This is a genomic window from Micromonospora sp. NBC_00421, from assembly GCF_036017915.1.
Classification (GTDB): domain Bacteria; phylum Actinomycetota; class Actinomycetes; order Mycobacteriales; family Micromonosporaceae; genus Micromonospora.
Window position 1 is genome coordinate 2,198,663 of record NZ_CP107929.1, and the last position, 18,713, is coordinate 2,217,375.

15 protein-coding genes are annotated in these 18,713 nt (G+C 73.2%); 11 read left to right on the top strand and 4 right to left on the bottom strand.

Annotation, left to right across the window (positions count from 1 at the left end; genetic code table 11):
• Positions 1-64: 64 nt before the first annotated feature.
• From OHQ87_RS09485 to OHQ87_RS09525, 9 genes are all read left to right on the top strand, one after another.
• Positions 65-1,126 (top strand): zinc-binding alcohol dehydrogenase, encoded by a 1,062-nt coding sequence (locus OHQ87_RS09485; protein WP_328346971.1) that lies wholly within the window; start codon positions 65-67, stop codon positions 1,124-1,126.
• Between the two features lie 5 nt (positions 1,127-1,131).
• Positions 1,132-2,697, top strand: a complete 1,566-nt coding sequence (locus OHQ87_RS09490) for an amidohydrolase (protein ID WP_328346973.1) — start codon at positions 1,132-1,134, stop codon at positions 2,695-2,697.
• Positions 2,698-2,761: 64 nt separating this feature from the next.
• Entirely contained in the window at positions 2,762-4,321 is a 1,560-nt protein-coding gene (locus OHQ87_RS09495) for a lysine 5,6-aminomutase subunit alpha (protein WP_328348787.1), read from the top strand.
• A 53-nt stretch (positions 4,322-4,374) separates the two neighbouring features.
• Positions 4,375-5,151 carry an OAM dimerization domain-containing protein gene (locus OHQ87_RS09500; RefSeq protein WP_328348789.1) on the top strand — a complete coding sequence of 259 codons (777 nt, stop codon included), beginning with the start codon at positions 4,375-4,377 and terminating at the stop codon, positions 5,149-5,151.
• On the top strand, positions 5,148-5,540 hold the full coding sequence (locus OHQ87_RS09505; RefSeq protein WP_328346975.1) for a hotdog domain-containing protein: 393 nt from the start codon (positions 5,148-5,150) through the stop codon (positions 5,538-5,540). The genes OHQ87_RS09500 and OHQ87_RS09505 overlap by 4 nt, the downstream gene beginning before the upstream one ends.
• Entirely contained in the window at positions 5,537-6,877 is a 1,341-nt protein-coding gene (locus tag OHQ87_RS09510; protein ID WP_328346977.1) for a glutamate mutase L, read from the top strand. Before OHQ87_RS09505 ends, OHQ87_RS09510 begins: the two co-directional genes overlap by 4 nt.
• A 520-nt stretch (positions 6,878-7,397) precedes the next feature.
• Entirely contained in the window at positions 7,398-8,999 is a 1,602-nt protein-coding gene (lnt, locus tag OHQ87_RS09515; RefSeq protein WP_442930726.1) for an apolipoprotein N-acyltransferase, read from the top strand.
• 22 nt (positions 9,000-9,021) lie between these two features.
• Positions 9,022-9,795 (top strand): polyprenol monophosphomannose synthase, encoded by a 774-nt coding sequence (locus OHQ87_RS09520; protein ID WP_328346979.1) that lies wholly within the window; start codon positions 9,022-9,024, stop codon positions 9,793-9,795.
• Between the two features lie 94 nt (positions 9,796-9,889).
• On the top strand, positions 9,890-10,417 hold the full coding sequence (locus OHQ87_RS09525) for an FxsA family protein (protein ID WP_328346981.1): 528 nt from the start codon (positions 9,890-9,892) through the stop codon (positions 10,415-10,417).
• 116 nt (positions 10,418-10,533) lie between these two features.
• Here the strand turns inward: OHQ87_RS09525 and OHQ87_RS09530 are convergent, their stop codons facing one another.
• A complete protein-coding gene (locus OHQ87_RS09530; RefSeq protein WP_007070998.1) occupies positions 10,534-10,875 on the bottom strand; it encodes an RNA polymerase-binding protein RbpA in 342 nt (113 codons plus the stop codon).
• A gap of 239 nt (positions 10,876-11,114) precedes the next feature.
• Here OHQ87_RS09530 and OHQ87_RS09535 point away from each other — a divergent pair, with 239 nt between their 5' ends.
• A complete protein-coding gene (locus OHQ87_RS09535) occupies positions 11,115-13,253 on the top strand; it encodes a molybdopterin-containing oxidoreductase family protein (RefSeq protein WP_328346983.1) in 2,139 nt (712 codons plus the stop codon).
• Here OHQ87_RS09535 and OHQ87_RS09540 read toward each other — a convergent pair.
• Positions 13,241-14,401 carry a hypothetical protein gene (locus tag OHQ87_RS09540; RefSeq protein WP_328346985.1) on the bottom strand — a complete coding sequence of 387 codons (1,161 nt, stop codon included), beginning with the start codon at positions 14,399-14,401 and terminating at the stop codon, positions 13,241-13,243. The two genes, OHQ87_RS09535 and OHQ87_RS09540, sit on opposite strands and share 13 nt — an antisense overlap.
• Before the next feature lie 139 nt (positions 14,402-14,540).
• On the opposite strand from OHQ87_RS09540, the gene OHQ87_RS09545 reads away from it, so the two are divergent.
• Positions 14,541-15,047 (top strand): NUDIX hydrolase, encoded by a 507-nt coding sequence (locus tag OHQ87_RS09545; RefSeq protein ID WP_328346987.1) that lies wholly within the window; start codon positions 14,541-14,543, stop codon positions 15,045-15,047.
• Between the two features lie 30 nt (positions 15,048-15,077).
• On the opposite strand, the gene OHQ87_RS09550 is transcribed toward OHQ87_RS09545, so the two are convergent.
• On the bottom strand, positions 15,078-16,136 hold the full coding sequence (locus tag OHQ87_RS09550) for a LacI family DNA-binding transcriptional regulator (RefSeq protein ID WP_328346989.1): 1,059 nt from the start codon (positions 16,134-16,136) through the stop codon (positions 15,078-15,080).
• Complete coding sequence (locus tag OHQ87_RS09555; RefSeq protein ID WP_328346991.1) at positions 16,133-18,610, bottom strand: beta-glucosidase family protein; 2,478 nt, start codon at positions 18,608-18,610, stop codon at positions 16,133-16,135. Before OHQ87_RS09555 ends, OHQ87_RS09550 begins: the two co-directional genes overlap by 4 nt.
• Positions 18,611-18,713: the final 103 nt, after the last annotated feature.

Below are 18,713 nucleotides of genomic sequence, written 5' to 3' on the forward strand. Positions count from 1 at the left end.
CCGTAAGTTTTCCCGCGATGCGAGTCCTGGCCGGGGCTTCGCGCGGTGGAGAGGGGAGGTTGGTGTGACGTCACCGGTAGGCCTGCACCGTGTCGTGGAACCGGCGGGGGTGCTGCCGCAGGCGGCTTGGCGGTTGGACGCCGACCCCCGGATCGCCGTGAACGAGGTGCGGATCCGGGTGGAGCGGCTGAATCTCGACGCGGCGAGTTTCCGGCAGTTGGCGCAGAAGCACGGCGGGGACGGGGAGAAGGTCCGCGCCGAGGTGCTGGAGATCGTGTCGGCCCGGGGCAAGATGCAGAATCCGGTGACCGGGTCGGGTGGGATGTTGATCGGCACCGTGGAGGAGGCCGGCCGCCGGTCGCCGCTGGGGTTGACCGTGGGTGACCGGGTGGCGACGCTCGTGTCGTTGACGTTGACGCCGTTGACAATCCTCGACGGGTTGGCCCGTTGGGACGGGCGCAGCGAGCAGGTGCCGTGTGACGGGTACGCGATCCTGTTCGCCCGGTCCATCGCGGCGGTGCTGCCGGCGGATCTGCATCCCGAGTTGGCGTTGGCGGTGCTGGACGTGTGCGGGGCACCGGCGTTGACGGCGCGGGTGGTCGGTGACGTGGTGGCGCGGCGGGAGCGGGCCGGTGACCCGTCGACGGTGACGGTGGCGGTGATCGGTGGGGCCGGTAAGAGCGGGTCGTTGTCGTTGGTGGCGGCGCGGCGGGCGGGTGCTGGTCGTACCGTCGGGGTGGTGCCGGTGGCGGCGGAGCGGGACGCGTTGATGGGGGCCGGGGTGGCGTCGGTGGTGGCGTTGGCCGATGCCCGGGATCCGGTGACGTTGTCGTCGGCGGTGACGACGGCGTTGGGTGGGCCGGCGGATGTGACGGTGGTCTGCGTGGACGTGCCGGGGTGTGAGCATGGTGCGGTGTTGGCCACGGCGGACGGTGGCACGGTGATCTTCTTCTCGATGGCGACGAGTTTCGCGGCGGCGGCGTTGGGTGCGGAGGGCCTGGCGGCGGATGTGACGATGCTGGTGGGCAACGGCTTCGTGCCGGGGCACGCGGAGTTGGCGTTGGGGTTGGTGCGGTCGGAGCCGGGGGTACGTGGTCTCTTCGAGTCCCGGTTGGCGGCAGACTGAGTGCCATGACGAACCCCTCGACGTTGTACCGCTGTGGAGTGCTGCACTGTCCGGCGGAGCCGAGCGCGACGGCGCTGTTGGTGCGGGACGGGCGGATCGCTTGGTTGGGTGTGGACGCGGATGCGCCGGCTGCCGATCGGGTGGTGGAGTTGGACGGGGCGTTGGTGACGCCGGCGTTCGTGGACGCGCACGTGCATGCCACGGACACCGGGTTGGTGTTGTCGGGCCTGGATCTGTCGTCGGTGCGGTCGGCGGGGGAGTTGCTGGGGGCGGTGTCGGCGTTCGCGGCCGGTCTGCCGGGTGACGCGGTGGTGTTGGGACACGGTTGGGACGAGTCGGCGTGGGTGGATCCGCGGTTGCCGGGGGCGGTGGAGTTGGACCGGGCGGCGGGTGGCCGGCGGGTGTACCTGTCGCAGGCGTCGATCCATTCGGCGTTGGTGTCGCAGGCGTTGCTGGCGGCGTGTCCGGAGGCGGCGGGGGTGCCGGGTTTCGACGTGTCGGGGTGGTTGCGGCGGGACGCGCACCATGTGGTGCGGGCGGCGGCGCAGGGTTCGGTGGGTCGGGCGCAGCGGGTGGCGGCGCAGCGGGTGGCGTTGGCGCATGCGGCGTCGTTGGGGATCGCGGCGGTGCACGAGTGTGGTGGTCCGCAGATTTCCGACGAGGAGGACTTCACCGGGTTGTTGGCGTTGTCGGGTGCGGGGTTGCCGGAGGTGTACGGCTATTGGGGTGAGTTGTCGGGGGCGGCGCGGGCCCGGGAGTTGGGTGCGGTGGGTGCGGGTGGTGATCTGTTCGCGGACGGGGCGTTGGGGTCGCGGACGGCGCACGTGTCGCGGGATTACCTCGACGGTGAGGGTTGCGGGCACGGTTATCTGAGTGCGGACCAGGTGCGTGACCATCTGGTGGATTGTGCGGCGCACAGGATGCAGGGTGGGTTCCATGCGATCGGTGACGCGGCGATCTCGACGGTGTTGGAGGGGTTCGCGGCGGCGGCGGCCGTGTTGGGCACGGATCGGGTGCGGGCGGCCCGGCACCGGGTGGAGCACGCGGAGATCATGAGTAAGCGGTTGATCGCGGGTTTCGTGGAGTACGGGGTGGTGGCGAGCATGCAGCCGGCGTTCGACCGGTTGTGGGGTGGTGCGGGTCGGATGTACGAGTCGCGGCTGGGTCTGGCCCGGTCGCTGGAGTCGAATCCGATGGGGGCGATGCACGGTGTGGGGGTGGCGTTGGCGTTCGGGTCGGATTCGCCGGTGACGCCGTTGGACCCGTGGGGTTCGGTGCGGGCGGCGGCGGCGCATCACAGTGCGGCGCAGCGGATGAGTGTGCGGGCGGCGTTCGCGGCGCACACCCGGGGTGGGTGGCGGGCGGTGCACCTGGACAACGAGGGTTTGATCGCCAAGGGTGCGCCGGCGACGTTCGCGGTGTGGGACACCCCCGTGGGGGTGGAGCGGGGTCTGCCGGTGTTGCAGGCCGAGGATCCGGAGGTGCGGGGCCCGGCGGATCCGACGCCGCTGCCGGTGTGCCGGGCGACGGTGTTGCGCGGTGAGGTCATCTACGAGGAAGGCGTTTCGTGAGCGAGGGGATCATCGGCACGGGGTGGCGCTGTCGCGGCGTCGCCGGGCGGAGCGAGGTGTTGTCGTGACGGGGAAGCTTGACCTGGATCCGGTGTTGGTGGCGCGGGCGCGGGATTTGGCGCGTCGGGCGGGCCGGCCGGTGGTGGAGCTGGCGCGTAGCCACACCACGGTGTCGGTGGAGCGGGCGGTGTTGCGGTTGGCCGGGGTGTCGGGTGCGGATCCGGATGGGATTCCGTGGGTGAACCGGTTGGTGGATGCGGTGGTGGCGGATGTGGGTCTGGGGCACGGGGTGGCGTTGCCGGTGTTCGACGCGCTCGCGCGGGAGGGTGTGCCGGATGTGACGTTGCTGGCGCAGAAGGCGGCGGCCGGGTCGGTGCGGTTCGAGGTGCCGTCGGGTCCTGCGGTGACGGTGGCGCGGCGGGCGGCGCGCAGGGCGGTGGGGGCGGGGATTCGGCAGGTGGATCGGCGTCGCGCGGAGCGGGACCGGTTGGTGCGGCGGTACGGGGATCCGCGGCAGCGGCCGTGGATCTATCTGATTGTGGCCACGGGTGACATCTATGAGGACATTCCGCAGGCGCAGGCGGCGGCGCGGGCGGGTGCGGATGTGATCGCGGTGATCCGGTCGACGGGGCAGTCGTTGTTGGATTATGTGCCGGAGGGGGCGACCCGTGAGGGGTTCGCGGGCACGTATGCGACGCAGGAGAATTTCCGGTTGATGCGGGCGGCGTTGGATGAGACGTCGCGGGAGTTGGGCCGGTATGTGCGGTTGACGAATTACGCGTCGGGGTTGTGTATGCCGGAGATGGCGACGCTGGCGGGCCTGGAGCGGCTGGACATGATGCTCAACGATTCGATGTACGGGATTTTGTTCCGGGACATCAATCCGATCCGCACGTTTGTGGATCAGCGGTTTTCGCGGCAGGTGCACGCGCGGGCGGGGATCATCATCAACACCGGTGAGGACAACTATCTGACCACGGCGGATGCGGTGGACGAGGCGCACACCGTGACGGTGTCGCAGTTGCTCAACGAGTTCTTCGCGCATGAGGCGGGGTTGGCGGACTGGCAGCTGGGGTTGGGGCACGCGTTCGAGATCAATCCGGAGGTGCCGGAGTCGTTCCGGTTGGAGTTGGCGCATGCGTTGTTGGCGCGGGAGTTGTTTCCGGATGCGCCGTTGAAGTGGATGCCGCCGACGAAGCACATGACGGGGGATGTGTTCCGGGGGAATCTGCTGGATGGGTTCTTCAATCTGGTGGGGGCGATGACGGGGCAGGGGATTCTGTTGGTGGGGATGATGACGGAGGCGGTGGTGACGCCGTGGTTGTCAGATCGGGACATCGCCCTGCAGAACGTGCGGTACGTGTTGGGTGCGGCGGGTGGGTTGCACGAGGATTTCGTGCCGGCACCGGGTGGGTTCATCCAGCAGCGGGCGAACCGGGTGCTGGGTGAGGCGGTGGAGTTGTTGGAGCGGATCGGTGAGCAGTCGTTGTTGACGGCGATCGCGGAGGGCACGTTCGGGATCATGAAGCGGCCGGCGGATCGGGGTAAGGGTCTGGCGGGGGTGGCGCGGCATGAGGCGGGCTACTTCAACCCGGCGACGGAGATCCTGGAGCAGCCGGCATGAGCGAGCGCACCGAGCGGAGTGAGGGCCGCGAGAGCATGCCCGGTCAGCACGGCATGGGCGTCGTGGAGTCCGGTGGTGACGCCGGGAAGCGGGTCGTGCGGCCGTACGGTGACACCACCGGGGACGGGATGGTGCAGGTGTCGTTCACGTTGCCGGTGCCGCACGACAAGCGGGCCGAGGGTGCGGCGGTGCAGTTGGCCAACCGGATGGGTATCGATCCGGCGATGTTGGTGCATGCGAAGCCGATGAGTGACGGTTTCACGTTCTTCGTGGTGTACGGGCGGGTGAATCATCTGGTGGACCTGGGTGCCGTGCAGGTGGTGGAGCGGGATTTTCCGCTGCTGGGTGCCAGGGAGGTCAATGCGGCGGTGAAGCAGCGGTTGCGGCGGAAGTTGTCGGTGGTGGGGGCGTGTATCGGGACGGATGCGCACACGGTGGGTATCGACGCGATCCTGAATGTGAAGGGCATCGCGGGGGAGAAGGGCCTGGAGTACTACCGGGAGTTGAAGGTGACCAATCTGGGTGCGCAGGTGAGTGTGCCGGAGCTGGTGGAGGCGGCCCGGCGGGAGCGGGCGGATGCGGTGCTGGTGTCGCAGGTGGTGACGCAGCGTGATGCGCATCTGCACAATACGCGGGAGATGTCGGCGGCGTTCCGGGAGGCGTTGCCGGCGGGGAAGCGGCCGTTGTTGATCGTGGGTGGGCCGCGGTTCGACGAGACGATGACCGCCGAGCTGGGGGTGGACCGCATCTTCGGTCGGGGCACCACGCCGGGTGAGGTGGCGTCGTATCTGGTGCATGCGTTGGTGACGGACAGGAAGGCGAGGGTATGAGTGATTCCCGGGTGGGATTGACGGTCACGCATCGGCGGTATGTGCCGTACGCGCATGCGCATTACGCGGGGAACCTGGTGGACGGGGCGTACGCGTTGGGGTTGTTCGGGGATGTGGCGACGGAGGTGTGTATCCGTACCGATGGTGACGAGGGGTTGTTCGCGTCGTATGCGGATGTGCAGTTCCTGGCGGCGGTGCGGGCGGGTGACGTGGTGGAGGTGACGGCGACGGTGGTGCGGGTGGGCACCCGGAGCAGGACGATTGATTTCGTGGCGCGGGTGGTGTGTCGGGGGCGGCCGGAGCGGGGTGGGTCGGCGGCGGAGGTGTTGGCGGAGCCGGTCGTGGCGGTCACCGCGACGGGCACCGTGGTCGTGCCGGCGGCGGCGTGAGCCGGGTGGTCTGCGCCGACGTCGGGTCGACCTGGACGAAGGCGGCGGTGGTGGACCTGGACGTGGGGCGGTTGGTGGGGGCGGCGTCGGTGCCGACGACGGTGACCACGGATGTGCTGCACGGTCTGGATGCGGCGGTCGCCGCGGCGGTGGCGCAAGCCGGGGCGGTGGGCGGGGACCTGCCGTGGTTGGTGTGTTCGTCGGCGGGGGGTGGGTTGCGGCTGGCGGTGGTGGGTTACGAGCCGTTGGTGACCGCGCAGGCGGGCCGGCGGGTGGGGTTGTCGGCGGGGGCGGACGTGGTGCACGTGGCGGCGGGCCGGTTGGGGGCGGCGGAGTTGGCGGCGGTACGGGCGGCCCGGCCGGATGTGGTGCTGTTGGTCGGGGGCACCGATGGTGGGGACGCCGACACGGTGACCCACAACGCGACGCGGTTGGCGCGGGCCCGGTGGCGGGTGCCTGTGGTGTTGGCAGGCAACGTCGAGGTGCGCGACGGGTTGCGGGAGGTGTTGGCGGCGGCGGGGGTGCCGGTGACGGTGGCGGACAATGTGCTGCCCCGGATCGGGGTGTTGGCGCCGGCGTCGGCGCGGGCGGCGATCCGGGAGGTGTTCCTGCGGCATGTCATAGGTGGTAAGCGGTTGTCGCGGGGGGGCCGGTTCGCCCGGTTGGTACGGGCGGCGACCCCGGATGCGGTGTTGACGGGGGTGGAGGTTCTCGCCGACGTGGTGGGTGGTGATCTGGCGGTGGTGGATGTGGGTGGGGCGACGACGGATGTGTATTCGGTGTTGACGCCGGACGAGCGGGCTGATGGTCCGGGTCGGGAGGTGGCGGGGGCGTGGTGGCGGGCCCGCACCGTGGAGGGGGATCTGGGGATGCGGTGGAGTGCGCCGGGGGTGGTGCGGGCGGCGGTGGAGGAGCGGCTGCTCGACGCCGCCGGGCAGGAGGTGTTGGCGTCGGCGGCGGCGGTGCGGGCGGCCGATCCGGGGTTCCTGCCGGTCGACGACGAGGATCGGGCGGTGGAGGGGCGGATCGCGGCGTTGGCGGCGACTGTGGCGTTGCGTCGGCATGCCCGTGGGGCGGTCGGGGAGCGGGCCGGTCGGGATCTGCGGGACGTGCGGCTGCTGGTGGGTTCGGGTGGTGTGCTGCGTCACGCCGGGGCGGGTGCGGCGGTGGGGGTGTTGGCGCAGGTGCTCACCGATCATGCCGGGGGGTGGCCGGTGCCGCGGGCGGCGCGGCCGGTGGTGGATGTGGATTATGTGCTGGCTGCCGGGGGGTTGCTCGCCGGGGAGTATCCGGTGGCGGCGGGGGCGTTACTGCGTCGGCATCTGGGTGGGGATTGAGACGCGCCGACGCGACACGCCGGGTCGGTGGGTGCGACTGGCCGGGGGTGGGTTGACAGCGGCGGGGGTGCAGGCCGTACCGTCTTTGAGTCCTACTACGGGAAGCGGCTGTTGTTCGCTTCGTCCCTTCGTCCGCTGGCCGAGCGACATTGTTGGTGCATCTCGTCGCGGCGGCCAGGTCCAGCGGGCGGGGGTCGGCGGGGCGGCGCGAACCGGTCGCGGTTACCGGTGTACGGGCAGGGTGAGGGGCACGGCCAGTAGACAACGGCCCGGCGGGGGCAGCCAGTCCACCGTCTGGTCGGTCCGAAGGTCGGCGTCGCTCGTTCTCGCCCCACCGGCTGGGAAGGGCCTGGGAGCATCGGGGCGCGGCTTAGGCCGCGCCCCGATTTCGTGTCCGTGGTCTGGGGCCGGTTCCGGGGTGCCCGGTCATCGTGGTGGCTTTTCCCCTGTCCTGGTCGGTGGGCTCGGGGTGGCGGGGTGGGGCGGGTAGCCTTCGGCCCGTGATCGTGGTGAGGTGCCGGTGACGACGCTCGACCGGGATGAGACGCGTACCCCGCTGGTGGTACGGCCGACCAGTGCGGCGGTGCCGTTGCCGGTGGCGGTGCCGGTGGCGGTGGCCGCCGGGGTGGCGCTGCTGTTGGCGTTCCCGCCGTACGGGTGGTGGCCGTTGGCCCCGGTGGGGGTGGCCGGGTTGGCGGTGGCGGCGCATCGGCGGCGGCTGCGTGCGGGCGCCGGGTTGGGGTTCCTGACCGGGGTGGCGTTCTTCGCGCCGTTGTTGGCGTGGACCAATCTGCACACCGGATATCTGCCGTGGGTGTTGCTGTCGTTGTTGCAGGCCGGTTATCTGGCTTTGCTGGGTGCGGCGTCGGCGTGGTTGTCGCCGGTGGTGGACCGGTGGCGGTGGACGTGGCCGCCGGTGACCGGGGTGTTGTGGGTGGGGCAGGAGGCGTTGCGCGACCGTACGCCGTTCGGGGGGTTCCCGTGGGGGCGGTTGGCGTTCAGTCAGGACGCCTCCCCGCTGTTGGGGTGGGCGTGGCTGGGTGGGGCACCGCTGGTCACCGGGGTCGTGGCGGTGGCCGGGGGGTTGCTGGTGGTGGGGTGGTGGCGGCGGTGGTCGACCCCGGACGGGGTGTGGCGGCCGGTGGCCGGGGTGGCGGTGGGGTTGTTGGTGCTGGTCGGGGTGGGGTTGGCGGTGCCCACGGGCGCTGCCGGCGACGGCCGGTCGGTGCGGGTGGCGATCGTGCAGGGCAACGTGCCACGGTTGGGGTTGGATTTCAACGCCCAGCGGCAGGCGGTACTCAACAATCACGTCGACGCGACGGTGAAGTTGGCCGCGCGGGTCGCCAGTGGGGCCGTGCCGCGTCCCGACCTGGTGGTGTGGCCGGAGAACTCCTCGGACATCGATCCGTTGCGCAACGCCGCCGCCGGGGCGCGGATCTCCCAGGCCGCGGACGCGGTCGGTGCGCCGATCCTGGTGGGTGCGGTGCTGGCAGGCCCCGGTGACGGTGAGGTCCGCAACGCCGGGATCCTGTGGCGGCCGGGTTCCGGCCCGGACCTGACCCAGTTGTACACCAAGCGGCATCCGGTGCCGTTCGCCGAGTACGTGCCGTTGCGGTCACTGGCCCGGGCGGTGTCGTCGCAGGTCGACCGGGTGCGCGCCGACTTCGTGGCGGGGTCGACCCCGGGGGTGGTCGACGCGGGGGCGGTGGTGCTCGGCGACGTGATCTGTTTCGAGGTCGCCTACGACGGTCTGGTGCGCGACACCGTCGACGGTGGGGCGCAGTTGCTGGTGGTGCAGACGAACAACGCCACGTTCGACGTGGCGGAGGCCCGTCAGCAGTTGGCGATGGTGCGGTTGCGGGCGGTGGAGCACGGTCGCGCGGCGTTGATGGCCTCGACGGTCGGGGTGTCCGGGTTCGTCACCCCGGACGGGCGGGTAAGCGATGCCACCGGGTTCAACACCCGGGCGGTGGCGGTGCGGCAGGTGACGCTCTCCGACGGGCGGACCCCTGCCACCCGGGCCGGGAGGTGGCCGGAGGTGGCGTTGGCGGGCCTGGCGGTGGCGGCCCTGGCCGCCGCGGGGGCGCTGCGTCGACGGCGGGGGGTCACCTCCGTCGGGTGAGCCGGCAGGAACGGGGGAGACGGTGGGTGAGGCAGCCGTGGGGTATCCGGGGGTGGGCCGGGTGCTGGTGGTGATCCCCACCTACAACGAGGCCGACAACGTCAGCGACGTGGTGGCCCGGGTGCGCCGGGCGGCGCCGACGGTGGACGTACTGGTCGCCGACGACGACAGCCCCGACGGTACGGGGGCGTTGGCCGAGGCGATGGCCGCCACCGACGCGCAGGTGCACGTGCTGCACCGGCCCGGCAAACAGGGGTTGGGGGCGGCGTACCTGGCCGGGTTCGGGTGGGCGCGGCAGCGCGGTTACGACGCGGTGGTGGAGATGGACGCCGACGGTTCGCACGCCCCGGAGGACCTGCCCGCCCTGTTGGATGCCGCCCGGGACGCCGATGTGGTGATCGGGTCGCGGTGGGTGGGTGGGGCGCAGGTGGTGAACTGGCCGTGGCGGCGGTTGCTGCTGTCGCGGTGCGGGAACCTGTATGCGCGGTTGGCGTTGGGGATGCCGGTGTCCGATGCCACCGGCGGATTCCGGGTGTACCGGTTGTCGGCGTTGCGGGCGATGCGCCTGGAGTCGGTGTGTTCGCAGGGGTATTCGTTCCAGGTGGAGTTGTCGCGGCTGGCGCACCGGGCGGGGGCGCGGATCGTGGAGGTGCCGATCACGTTCGTGGAGCGGGAGCGGGGGGCGAGCAAGATGAGCCCGTTGATCGTGGCGGAGGCGTTGTGGCGGATCACCACCTGGGGGTTGCGGGACCGGCGGCCGGGGCGGTGGCGGCGTGGTCATGACCGGTGGCCGTGAGGGCGCCCGTGGCATGCTGGAGGGGCGGGCCTGTCGCCCCGGGCATTGTCCGACCGGTGGTGAGCGGGCGGCCGCCTGATGCGGATGAGGTGAGATGCGCCGATACCTGAGGTTCGTGCCACTGGCCCTGCTGGTGGCGGTGGTGGTGGAGTTGGCGGTGTTCGTCGGGGTGGGTCGGACCGTCGGGTTCGGTTCGGCGGTGCTGCTGGTGTTCGCCGCGTCCCTGCTGGGTCTGGTGTTGCTGCGGCGGGAGGGGATGCGCGCCTGGCGGGGGTTCCGCACGTCGGTGGAGTCCCGGCAGCCGCCGGGCCGGCAGGTGACCGATGGTCTGGTCGGGTTGGTCGGCGCGCTGTTGCTGGCGGTTCCGGGGCTGGTCAGCGGGCTGGTAGGGGTGTTGCTGCTGGTGCCGCCGGTGCGCCGGTTGGTGCGGTCGGGGGTGCAGCGGGCCACCGAGCGGCGGGTGTCGTCGATGGTCGCCGGTGACCTGTTCGGTCCGCGTACGGTGCGGGTGCGGCAGGGGGAGCCGGCGGCGTCGCCGGCGGACGGTGACGTGGTGGCCCCGCCGGTGGTCGACGGGGGTCGGGCCATCGAGGGTGAGATCGTGGAGCCCCGCCAGCCCTGACCTGCGGCGGGCGCGGGCCACCCGGGTGCGGCCCCGGTGGGCCGTGATGACATATGCGAACGGCGCCCCCGGGAGGTCTCCTCCCGGGGGCGCCGTTCGCGCAAGTCGGTGTGTCGTCAGGCGCGGCCGCGGCGGGTGCGGACCTCCTGGAGCCGTTCGGCGAGGATGTCCTCCAACTCGGCGATGGAGCGCCGCTCCAGCAGCATGTCCCAGTGGGTACGCGGCGGCTTGGCCTTCTTCTGCTCCGGTTCGGTGCCGTCGACGAGGCGGGCGACGCTGCCGTCGAACTTGCACTCCCAGGTCGTGGGGACCTCGGCGTCGACGGCGAACGGAACCTCGAACTGGTGGCCCTTGGCGCAGAGGTACTCGCGGGTCTGGCGTGGCGCGAGCTCCGTGTTGCGGTCGGATTCGTAGCTGACCGCGCCCAGACGGCTTCCGCGCAGCATACGCTCGCCCATGATCGACTTCCCCTCGTTCGTGGTGCTGGTCTACCGGTGTAACGGCCGGTCACCGTCGGGGCATTCCCGCCCGGGGGTGGAACGACCCTGGCAAGGGTAGCCGGCCACCGCACCGGCCCCGGCGGGGTCGTCCCCCGGCCGGGTCGCACCGGTGTTCACCGCGATGGTAGCCGCCCCGGGGCGAACCGCAGGCGGTGACGGGCCCGCCGGGGGTGTCGGCGGCGGATAGCATCCGCGGCATGGTCACCACCGTGCACCCCGGCGCGTGCCCCCTGGACTGTCCGGACACCTGCGTCTGGCAGCTCACCGTCACCGACGGGCGGCCGGTGGGCCTACGCGGCGATCCCGGACACCCGTACACCCGCGGCGCGTTGTGCGGCAAGGTGAGCCGTTACCTCGACGCGGTCACCGGCCCCGACCGGCTGACCACCCCGCTGGTGCGGGTCGGCCCCAAGGGGGTGGGGCCGGTGTCGTACCGGCCGGCGAGCTGGGACGAGGCGGTACGCCGGGTCGCCGACGGGTGGCAGGCCAGCATCGACATCCACGGTCCGGAGTCGATCCTGCCGTACTACTTCGCCGGCACCATGGGCCTGGTGCAGGGCTGGACGATGGGGCCCCGGCTCTTCGCCCACCTCGGGGCGTCGCGGCTGCGCACCACCATCTGCACCGCCGCCTCCCGGGCCGCCCTCGGGTCCCTCTACGGCGGGTCGGTCGGCTTCGAACCGGAGTCGGTGGTCGAGGCGAAACTGATCGTCCTGTGGGGGGCGAACCTGCTCTCCACCAACCTGCACCACTGGCCGTTCGTGCGGCAGGCCCAGCAGCGCGGCGCGTACATCGTCACCATCGACCCGCTGCGCACCGACACCGCCGCCCGCAGCGACGAACACGTCGCCCCGCTTCCCGGCACCGACGCCGCCCTGGCCCTGGGGCTGATGCGGCACGTGCGGGACCTCGGCGGCGCCGACCGGCCGTGGCTGGCCGCGCACACCGTCGGCTGGGAGCGGATGGAGGCCCGCCTGGACGAGTGGCCGGTGACCCGCGCCGCCGCCGAGTGCGGCCTCGACGCGGACGTGGTGCGCCGGCTCGGCGAACGGATCGCCACCACCCGGCCCACCGCCATCCGCATCGGGCTCGGTCTGCAACGACACGCCGGCGCCGGGCAGGCGGTCCGGGCCATCGCGGCGATCCCCCTGCTCACCGGTGACTTCCGCTATCCCGGGGGCGGGGCGTTGGCCACCACCAGCGGGCATCACCGCATCGACCCCGACCGTGTCGCCCGGCCCGCCGGGATGCCCGCGCCACCGGCCCGGTCGATCAACATGAGCCGGCTCGCCGCCGCACTGACCGGGGAGGCCGACCCGCCGGTCACCGCGCTGGTGGTCTTCGACACCAACCCGGTCGCCACCGTGCCCGACCAGAACCGGCTGCGCCGGGGGCTGACCCGCGCCGACCTGTTCACCGTGGTGCTGGAGCAGCGGTGGACCGACACCTGCGACTACGCCGACGTGGTGCTGCCGGCCACGATGCAACCCGAGCACCTGGACCTGCACACCTCCTACGGTCACCACTACGCCACCGTGAACCTGCCGGCGCTCGACCCGCCGGGGCAGGCGTTGCCCAACACCGAGATCTTCCGTCGGATCGCCGCCGCCCTCGGCCTGACCCATCCCCGGCTGCGCGACAGCGACGAGGACCTGGCCCGGCAACTGCTCGACGGCACCGGCATCGACTACGACGAGTTGACCCGCCGCACGTATGTGCGGGCCACCGGGGTGGCGGTGGGCTCCGCCCCGTACGCGCAGGGAGGTTTTCCCAGCCAGGACGGGCGGGCCCGGTTCCACGACCCCAGGTTGGCCGGGCAGGGGGTGGACCCGCTGGTCGGCTACACCCCGCCGGTCGAGGTGGGTGACGCGGCGCTGGCCCGCCGGTTCCCGCTGGCGTTGATCTCCCCGGCCGGCCGGTTCTTCCTCAACTCGACGTTCGCGTCGCTGCCCTGGCACCTCGGTCGCACCGGCCCGCCGCGCATCCACCTGCATCCCGTCGACGCCGCCGCCCGGGGCCTGACCGACGGCGACCCGGCGCGGGTGCACAACGACCGGGGGGAGTTCCTGGCCACCGTCGCCGTGGACGACGCCACCCGCCCCGGGCTGGCGTTCACCTACAAGGCGTACTGGGCGCGGTTGAGCCCCGGCGGCAGCACCGTCAACGCGGTCACCGGGGTCCGCGACACCGACCTCGGTGGGGGGCCGACGTTCCACGACACCCGGGTCGAGGTGCAGGCCGCCCCGGCGGACCTGATGCCGGCCGGCCCGGGGCAGCCGGAGCAGAGTCCGGCGGATGCCCCGCCCGCGCCGTCGGGTACCGCTCAGCCGGGCTGAGCCGTGCCGCCGAGCCGAGCCAGCGCGGTGGCCAGGGCGCTGACCTGGTCGGCGAGTTGGGCGGCCCGTTGGTGGGCGGCGTCGCGGTCGGCCTGCACCGCCGGCAGCAGCCGGTCCAGTTCGGTCAGCCGGGCCCGGTCGGCGGCGGTAGCCCGGTGGGCCTGCGCCAGGTCGGTGTGGGCCTGCGCCAGGTCGGCGGTCAGGGCGTCCACCCGGGCCAGGGCGGCGGCCAGGTCCTCGCCGGCCCTGGCGGTCGACGCGGCGGTCTCCTCCCGGGCGGCGTCGGCGTCGGCCCGCGCGGCGGCGGTGTCGCGACGGGCCACCTCGGCGGCGGCCTCGGCCTGCCGGGCCCGCTGCCCGGCCACGTCGGCCTCGGCACGGGACGCCACCGCATCGGCACGCGCCTGCCGGGTCTCCTCCCGGGAGGCGGCGGCGTCGGCGTCGGCGCGCTGTGCGTCGGCCTGCCGCCGGGCGGCGTCGGCGCGCGCGGCGTCGCGTTCGACGGTCAGGTCCGCGGCGCGTTGTCGCTGCGCGTCGCGTTCGGCGCGCAGGGTACGCAACTCGTGGCGGGCGGCGTCGCGGTCCCGTTCGGCCTGCACCCGCAGTGCCTGCGCGGCGGCGGTGTCGCGGCGGGCCGCCTCGGCGGCGGCCTCGGCCTGGGCGGCCGCCTGGTGTGCGGCGTCGGCCAGGGCCTCGGCCTGCGCGGCGCGGGCGTGCGCGGCGTCGGCGGCGGCTGTCGCGGCCCGGGTCTCCTGCCGGGCCCGGGTGGTCTCGGCGGCGGCCGTCTCGGCGGCCTCGCGGGCCTCGTCGCGGGCGGTGTGCGCCTCGGCGACCTGGGTGGCGGCGTCGGCGCGGACCTGGGCGAGTTGCCGTTCCACCCCGACCGGGGACAACTCGGCGTGCAACGCCTCGGTGAGGGTCTCCACCACCTGGTCGAGCCGGTCGACGGCCTCCCAGGTGCGGGCCACCTGACCAGGCAGGCCCGGGGCGTTGCGGTGGCGCATCCGCGAGTTGCGCGACGCCCGCTGGCAGGCGCCGTCGTTGTCCCGGCAGTAGCGGAACGGACGTCCCGCGCCGGCACGTTGCGGGACGTCACGTCCACAGTGCGCGCAGGGACGCAGGTCGGTGGGGGAGGGCTGCGGGTCCATCGACGGGGAAGTCTAGAGGCTGTGCCGGGACGTCGGCGGTCAGCCCGGCCGGAGCATGATCCAGGTCCGGGTGCGAGGGCCCCCGCGCGCCGGAGCCGCCAGGATGGTCCGCCGGCACCACGGCCGCTACCGTGGGCCGGTGACCGTCTCCCGGTACATCGCCACCCTACGCGCCCACATCGGGCATGACCTGCTGCTCCTGCCCGGGGTGACGGGTGTGGTCCACGACGACGCCGGCCGGGTGCTGCTGGCCCGCCGCGGCGACAACGGCCGCTGGTCGTTGCCGGCCGGGGTGGTCGACCCGGGTGAGCAACCCGCCGACGCCGTCGTCCGGGAGGTGTGGGAGGAGACCGGTGTGCGGGTCGTCGTCGACCGGATCGCCGGCCTCGCCACCCATCCGGTGGTCTATCCCAACGGCGACGCCTGCGAGTACCTCAACGTCTGGTTCCGGTGCCGGCCGGTCGGCGGGCAGGCCCGCGCCGACGGCGACGAGTCCACCGAGGTGGCCTGGTTCGCCCCCGACGACCTGCCGGAGCTCAACGAGTGGGCGCGGCTGCGCCTGGACACCGCCACGTCCGGGGACACCCCCTGGTTCGCCCCGCCGGGCGAACCACATCCCGCCCTGTGCCGACCCGACGCGTTGTGAGCGCCGCGCCCACCCGTACGGTCCGGCCGGTCACCGCCCGGACCGTACGGTGGGCGCGGCGGTGCTGTCCCGGATGGTCAGCCGGGGCGGCAGCAGGGTCACCTCCGGCACCGGTTCCTCGTGCAGCTTGCGCATCAGCAACGCCACGGCCTGCCGGCCGATCTCCTCGGCGGGCACCGGCACCGAGGTGAGCCGGGGGGCGGCCTGCTCGGCGAACTGGTCGGGGCAGATCGCCACCACCGACATGTCCTGCGGCACCCGCCGGCCGACGGTGGGCAGCGTGGCCAGCACCGGCCCGACGGCCGCCTCGTTCTGCACCACCAGCGCGGACAGGTCGGGGTGCCGGTCGAGCAGGGCGGCCAGCTCCTGACGGATCGACGCCGGCCCCTCCTCGAAGGGCTGGGTGACCACCGTGACGCCGTGCCGGTCGGCGGCGGCGCCCACCCCGGCGCGGGTGCGGTGGGCGAAACCGGTGCCCCGGTCGTAGACGGCGGCCGGGGCACCGAGCAGCGCCACCCGGCGGTGCCCCAGCCGGGCCAGGTGTTCCACGCACACCTGGCCGGCGCGGTGGAAGTCCAGGTCCACACAGGTCAGCCCGGTGGGGTCGGCCGGCACGCCGATCAGCACGCTGGGCCGGGTCAGGTCCCGCAGCAGCGGCACCCGGGAGTCGTCCAGTTCGACGTCCATCACCAGCATCCCGTCGACCATGGCGCTGCCGGCGATCCGGCGCAGCCCGGCCGGCCCCTCGTCGGAGGTGACCAGCAGCACGTCGTGGTCGTACCGGCGGGCGGTGGTGACCACCGCGATGGCGAACTGCATCACCACCGGCACCTGCATGCCGGCGCGCAGCGGCAGCACCAGGGCGATGGTGTTGGCCCGTCGGCTGGCCAACGCCCGCGCCCCGGCGTGCGGGTGGTAGCCCAACTCCCGGATGCTGGCCAACACCCGGGTGCGGGTCACCTCGGAGATGGCCCGTTTACCGCTGAGCACGTACGACACGGTGCTCACGGCCACCCCGGCGTGCCGGGCGACGTCGACGATGGTGACCTGGTCGGGGGACTTGCGGCGAGGCCCGGACGTCCCGCTCACCGCGACCCACCGCCGGCCCGTACCGTCGGGCGGGACGGCCCGGTCGGGGCGCCGGCGTGCACGGTCACCGCGCCGACCGCGCGGATGTCGCGGGCGGAGCGGCCGACCAGCAGGGTGTGCGTGGCGTCCTCCACCACCGGCCCACCGTGCTGCTCGTCCCACCAGGCCAGTTCGGTGGTACGCAGCCGCAGGGTGACCGTCCGCCGTTGGCCGGGGGCCAGGGTGAGCCGGACGAAGTCGCGCAGCTGCCGCAGGGGCTGTTTGACCCGGGAGCGCCGTTGCCGGGTGTAGAGCTGCACGGTCTCCTCACCCTCCCGGTCGCCGGTGTTGGTGACCTCGACGCTCACCTCGACCTCGTCGCCGACGGTCACCGTCGACGTGCTGACCCGAAGGTCGGCGTAGTCGAACCGGGTGTAGCTGAGGCCGTGACCGAACGGGTACAGCGGCTCACCCCGGTAGTAGAGGTAGGTGGTGTCCGCGCCGATCACGTCGTAGTCGAGCAGGTCGGGCAGGTCGGCGGCGTCGGCGTACCAGGTCTGGGTGAGCCGGCCGCCGGGGTCGGCGTCGCCGAGCAGCACCTGCGCCAGGGCGGTGCCGTGTTCCTGCCCGCCGTGCGCCGACCACAGCACCGCCGGCAGGTGCTCCTGCGCCCACCCGACCGCGTACGGGTAGCTGCTGGTGAGCACCAGCACGGTACGCGGGTTCGCGGCGTGCACGGCGCGCAACAGCCGGTCCTGCCCGGCCGGCAGGGTCAGGTCGATGCGGTCCTCGGTCTCCCGGCCGTCGACCATCGGGTGGTTGCCGAGGACGACGACCGCCACGTCGGCGGCGGCGGCCAGTGCGGCGGCCTCGGCCGCGCCGTCGGTGACGAGTTCGACGGTGAACCCGGTGGCGGTGTCCGGGTCGGCGGTGTCGGCGCGTAACCGCCCGTCGTCGTCGACCCGCACGTACGCGCCGGTGGCGAGGTGGTGCAGTAGGGCCGTGCCGTCGGGGCGGTGGTGGAACCGGAAGGTCTCCCGCACGATCCACCCGCCGGGCCCGGGCCGGTCGTTGGCCAGCGCCCCGTCGTCGTCGGCGCCGACGTGCCGGCCGTTGGCGACCGCACAGAGCGCCACCACGTCGTGTCCCCAGTCGAACACGTCGAACCAGGTGCCGTCGCGGCCGTCGTCGGCGGTCAGCGGGCCACCCTCCGACGCGCGGGGGCAGCGGACGTACCGGTCGCCGACGCGCAACGCGATCCGGTCGGCCCCGGTGTGGTGGGTGACCGCCGGCAGCCGCCGGGCCAGGCCCTCCCGGACGGTGACCGCGTAGGGCAGGGTGCCGCTGTACCAGTCGGCGTGGACGGTGTCGGCGAGCGGGCCGAGCACCGCCACCCGGGGTACGGTGGCGGCCGGCAGGGGCAGCAGCCCGTCGTTGTGGAGCAACACGATCGACTGGCGGGCGGCCTCCCGGGCCAGTTCCCGGTGAGCGGGGCTGTCGAGGACGTCGGGGGAGACCCCGGCGAACGGGTCCTGCCCGGGTGGGTCCAGGTCTCCCAGGCGGACCCGGACGGTGAGGATGCGGCGCACCGCCCGGTCCACGTGCGACTCGTCGATCAGGCCCCGGTCGAGGGCCTCGGTGAGCCGCCGGACGGTCTGCCCGCTGTCGGTGTCGTCCTCGGTGAAGTTGTCGATGCCGGCGCGCAGGGCGGCGGCGAAGCCGGTGACGTGGTCGGGCAGGTACTGCTGCACCCCGGCGATGTTGGTGACCGCGCCGGCGTCGCCGACCACCATCAGCGCGTCGGGGGTCCACCGCCGCAGTTCGCTCTCCAGCAGCGGGCTCAGGTGCGCGGGTACCCCGTTGACCAGGTTGTACGAGGCCATCACGGCGACCGCCGCGCCGGCGGCGAGGGGGGCGCGGAACGCCGGCAGTTCGTAGTCGTGCAGCACCCGGGGTGGCAGGTCGCTGGAGGTGGTGGCCCGGTCGGTCTCGTTGTTGTAGCCGAGGAAGTGCTTCACCGTCGGGGCGGTGCGCAGCCGGTGGGGGTGCTCGCCGCGCAGCCCCCAGGCGTAGGCGGTGGCGAGCCGGCCGGTCAGCCACGGGTCCTCCGACCAGCCTTCCTCGTTGCGGCCCCACCGGGGGTCGCGCAGCGGGTTGACCACCGGCGCCCACACGTTGAGCCCGACGGCGGCCGGGTCGGCCTGGTGTTTGACCCGCACCTCGTCGCCGACGGCGGCGCCGACCGCCCGGATCAGTGCGGGGTTCCAGCTGCTGGCCAGGCCGACGGCCTGCGGGAAGACGGTGGCCGGCCCGAGCCAGGCGACCCCGTGCAGCGCCTCGGTGCCGGTGCGGAAACCGGGCAGGCCCAGGCGCGGCACGGGGGCCTGCCACTGGTGCAGCAGGCCGATCTTCTCCGGCAGGGTGAGCCGGGCCAGCAGGTCGTCGGCGTACACCTCGGGGGACGGACCGGTGGCGCGGTCGGCGGGGTCGTTCATCTGCGGTTACCTTCCGGTGGGCGCGCGGTGAGGCGCCGACCGGCGGTCGAAGCGCTTCGACGGCCGTGGTGACGTGCGGCATCGCGCGGTGGTGGGGTCGTCG

Excerpts from the sequence above, each read along its gene's own strand:
- OHQ87_RS09555 (WP_328346991.1), bottom strand. The coding sequence starts at position 18,610 with ATGAACGACCCCGCCGACCGCGCCACCGGTCCGTCCCCCGAGGTGTAC.
- OHQ87_RS09530 (WP_007070998.1), bottom strand. The coding sequence starts at position 10,875 with ATGGGCGAGCGTATGCTGCGCGGAAGCCGTCTGGGCGCGGTCAGCTAC.
- OHQ87_RS09540 (WP_328346985.1), bottom strand. The coding sequence starts at position 14,401 with ATGGACCCGCAGCCCTCCCCCACCGACCTGCGTCCCTGCGCGCACTGT.
- OHQ87_RS09535 (WP_328346983.1), top strand. The coding sequence starts at position 11,115 with ATGGTCACCACCGTGCACCCCGGCGCGTGCCCCCTGGACTGTCCGGAC.
- OHQ87_RS09505 (WP_328346975.1), top strand. The coding sequence starts at position 5,148 with ATGAGTGATTCCCGGGTGGGATTGACGGTCACGCATCGGCGGTATGTG.
- OHQ87_RS09525 (WP_328346981.1), top strand. The coding sequence starts at position 9,890 with ATGCGCCGATACCTGAGGTTCGTGCCACTGGCCCTGCTGGTGGCGGTG.
- OHQ87_RS09500 (WP_328348789.1), top strand. The coding sequence starts at position 4,375 with ATGGGCGTCGTGGAGTCCGGTGGTGACGCCGGGAAGCGGGTCGTGCGG.
- OHQ87_RS09490 (WP_328346973.1), top strand. The coding sequence starts at position 1,132 with ATGACGAACCCCTCGACGTTGTACCGCTGTGGAGTGCTGCACTGTCCG.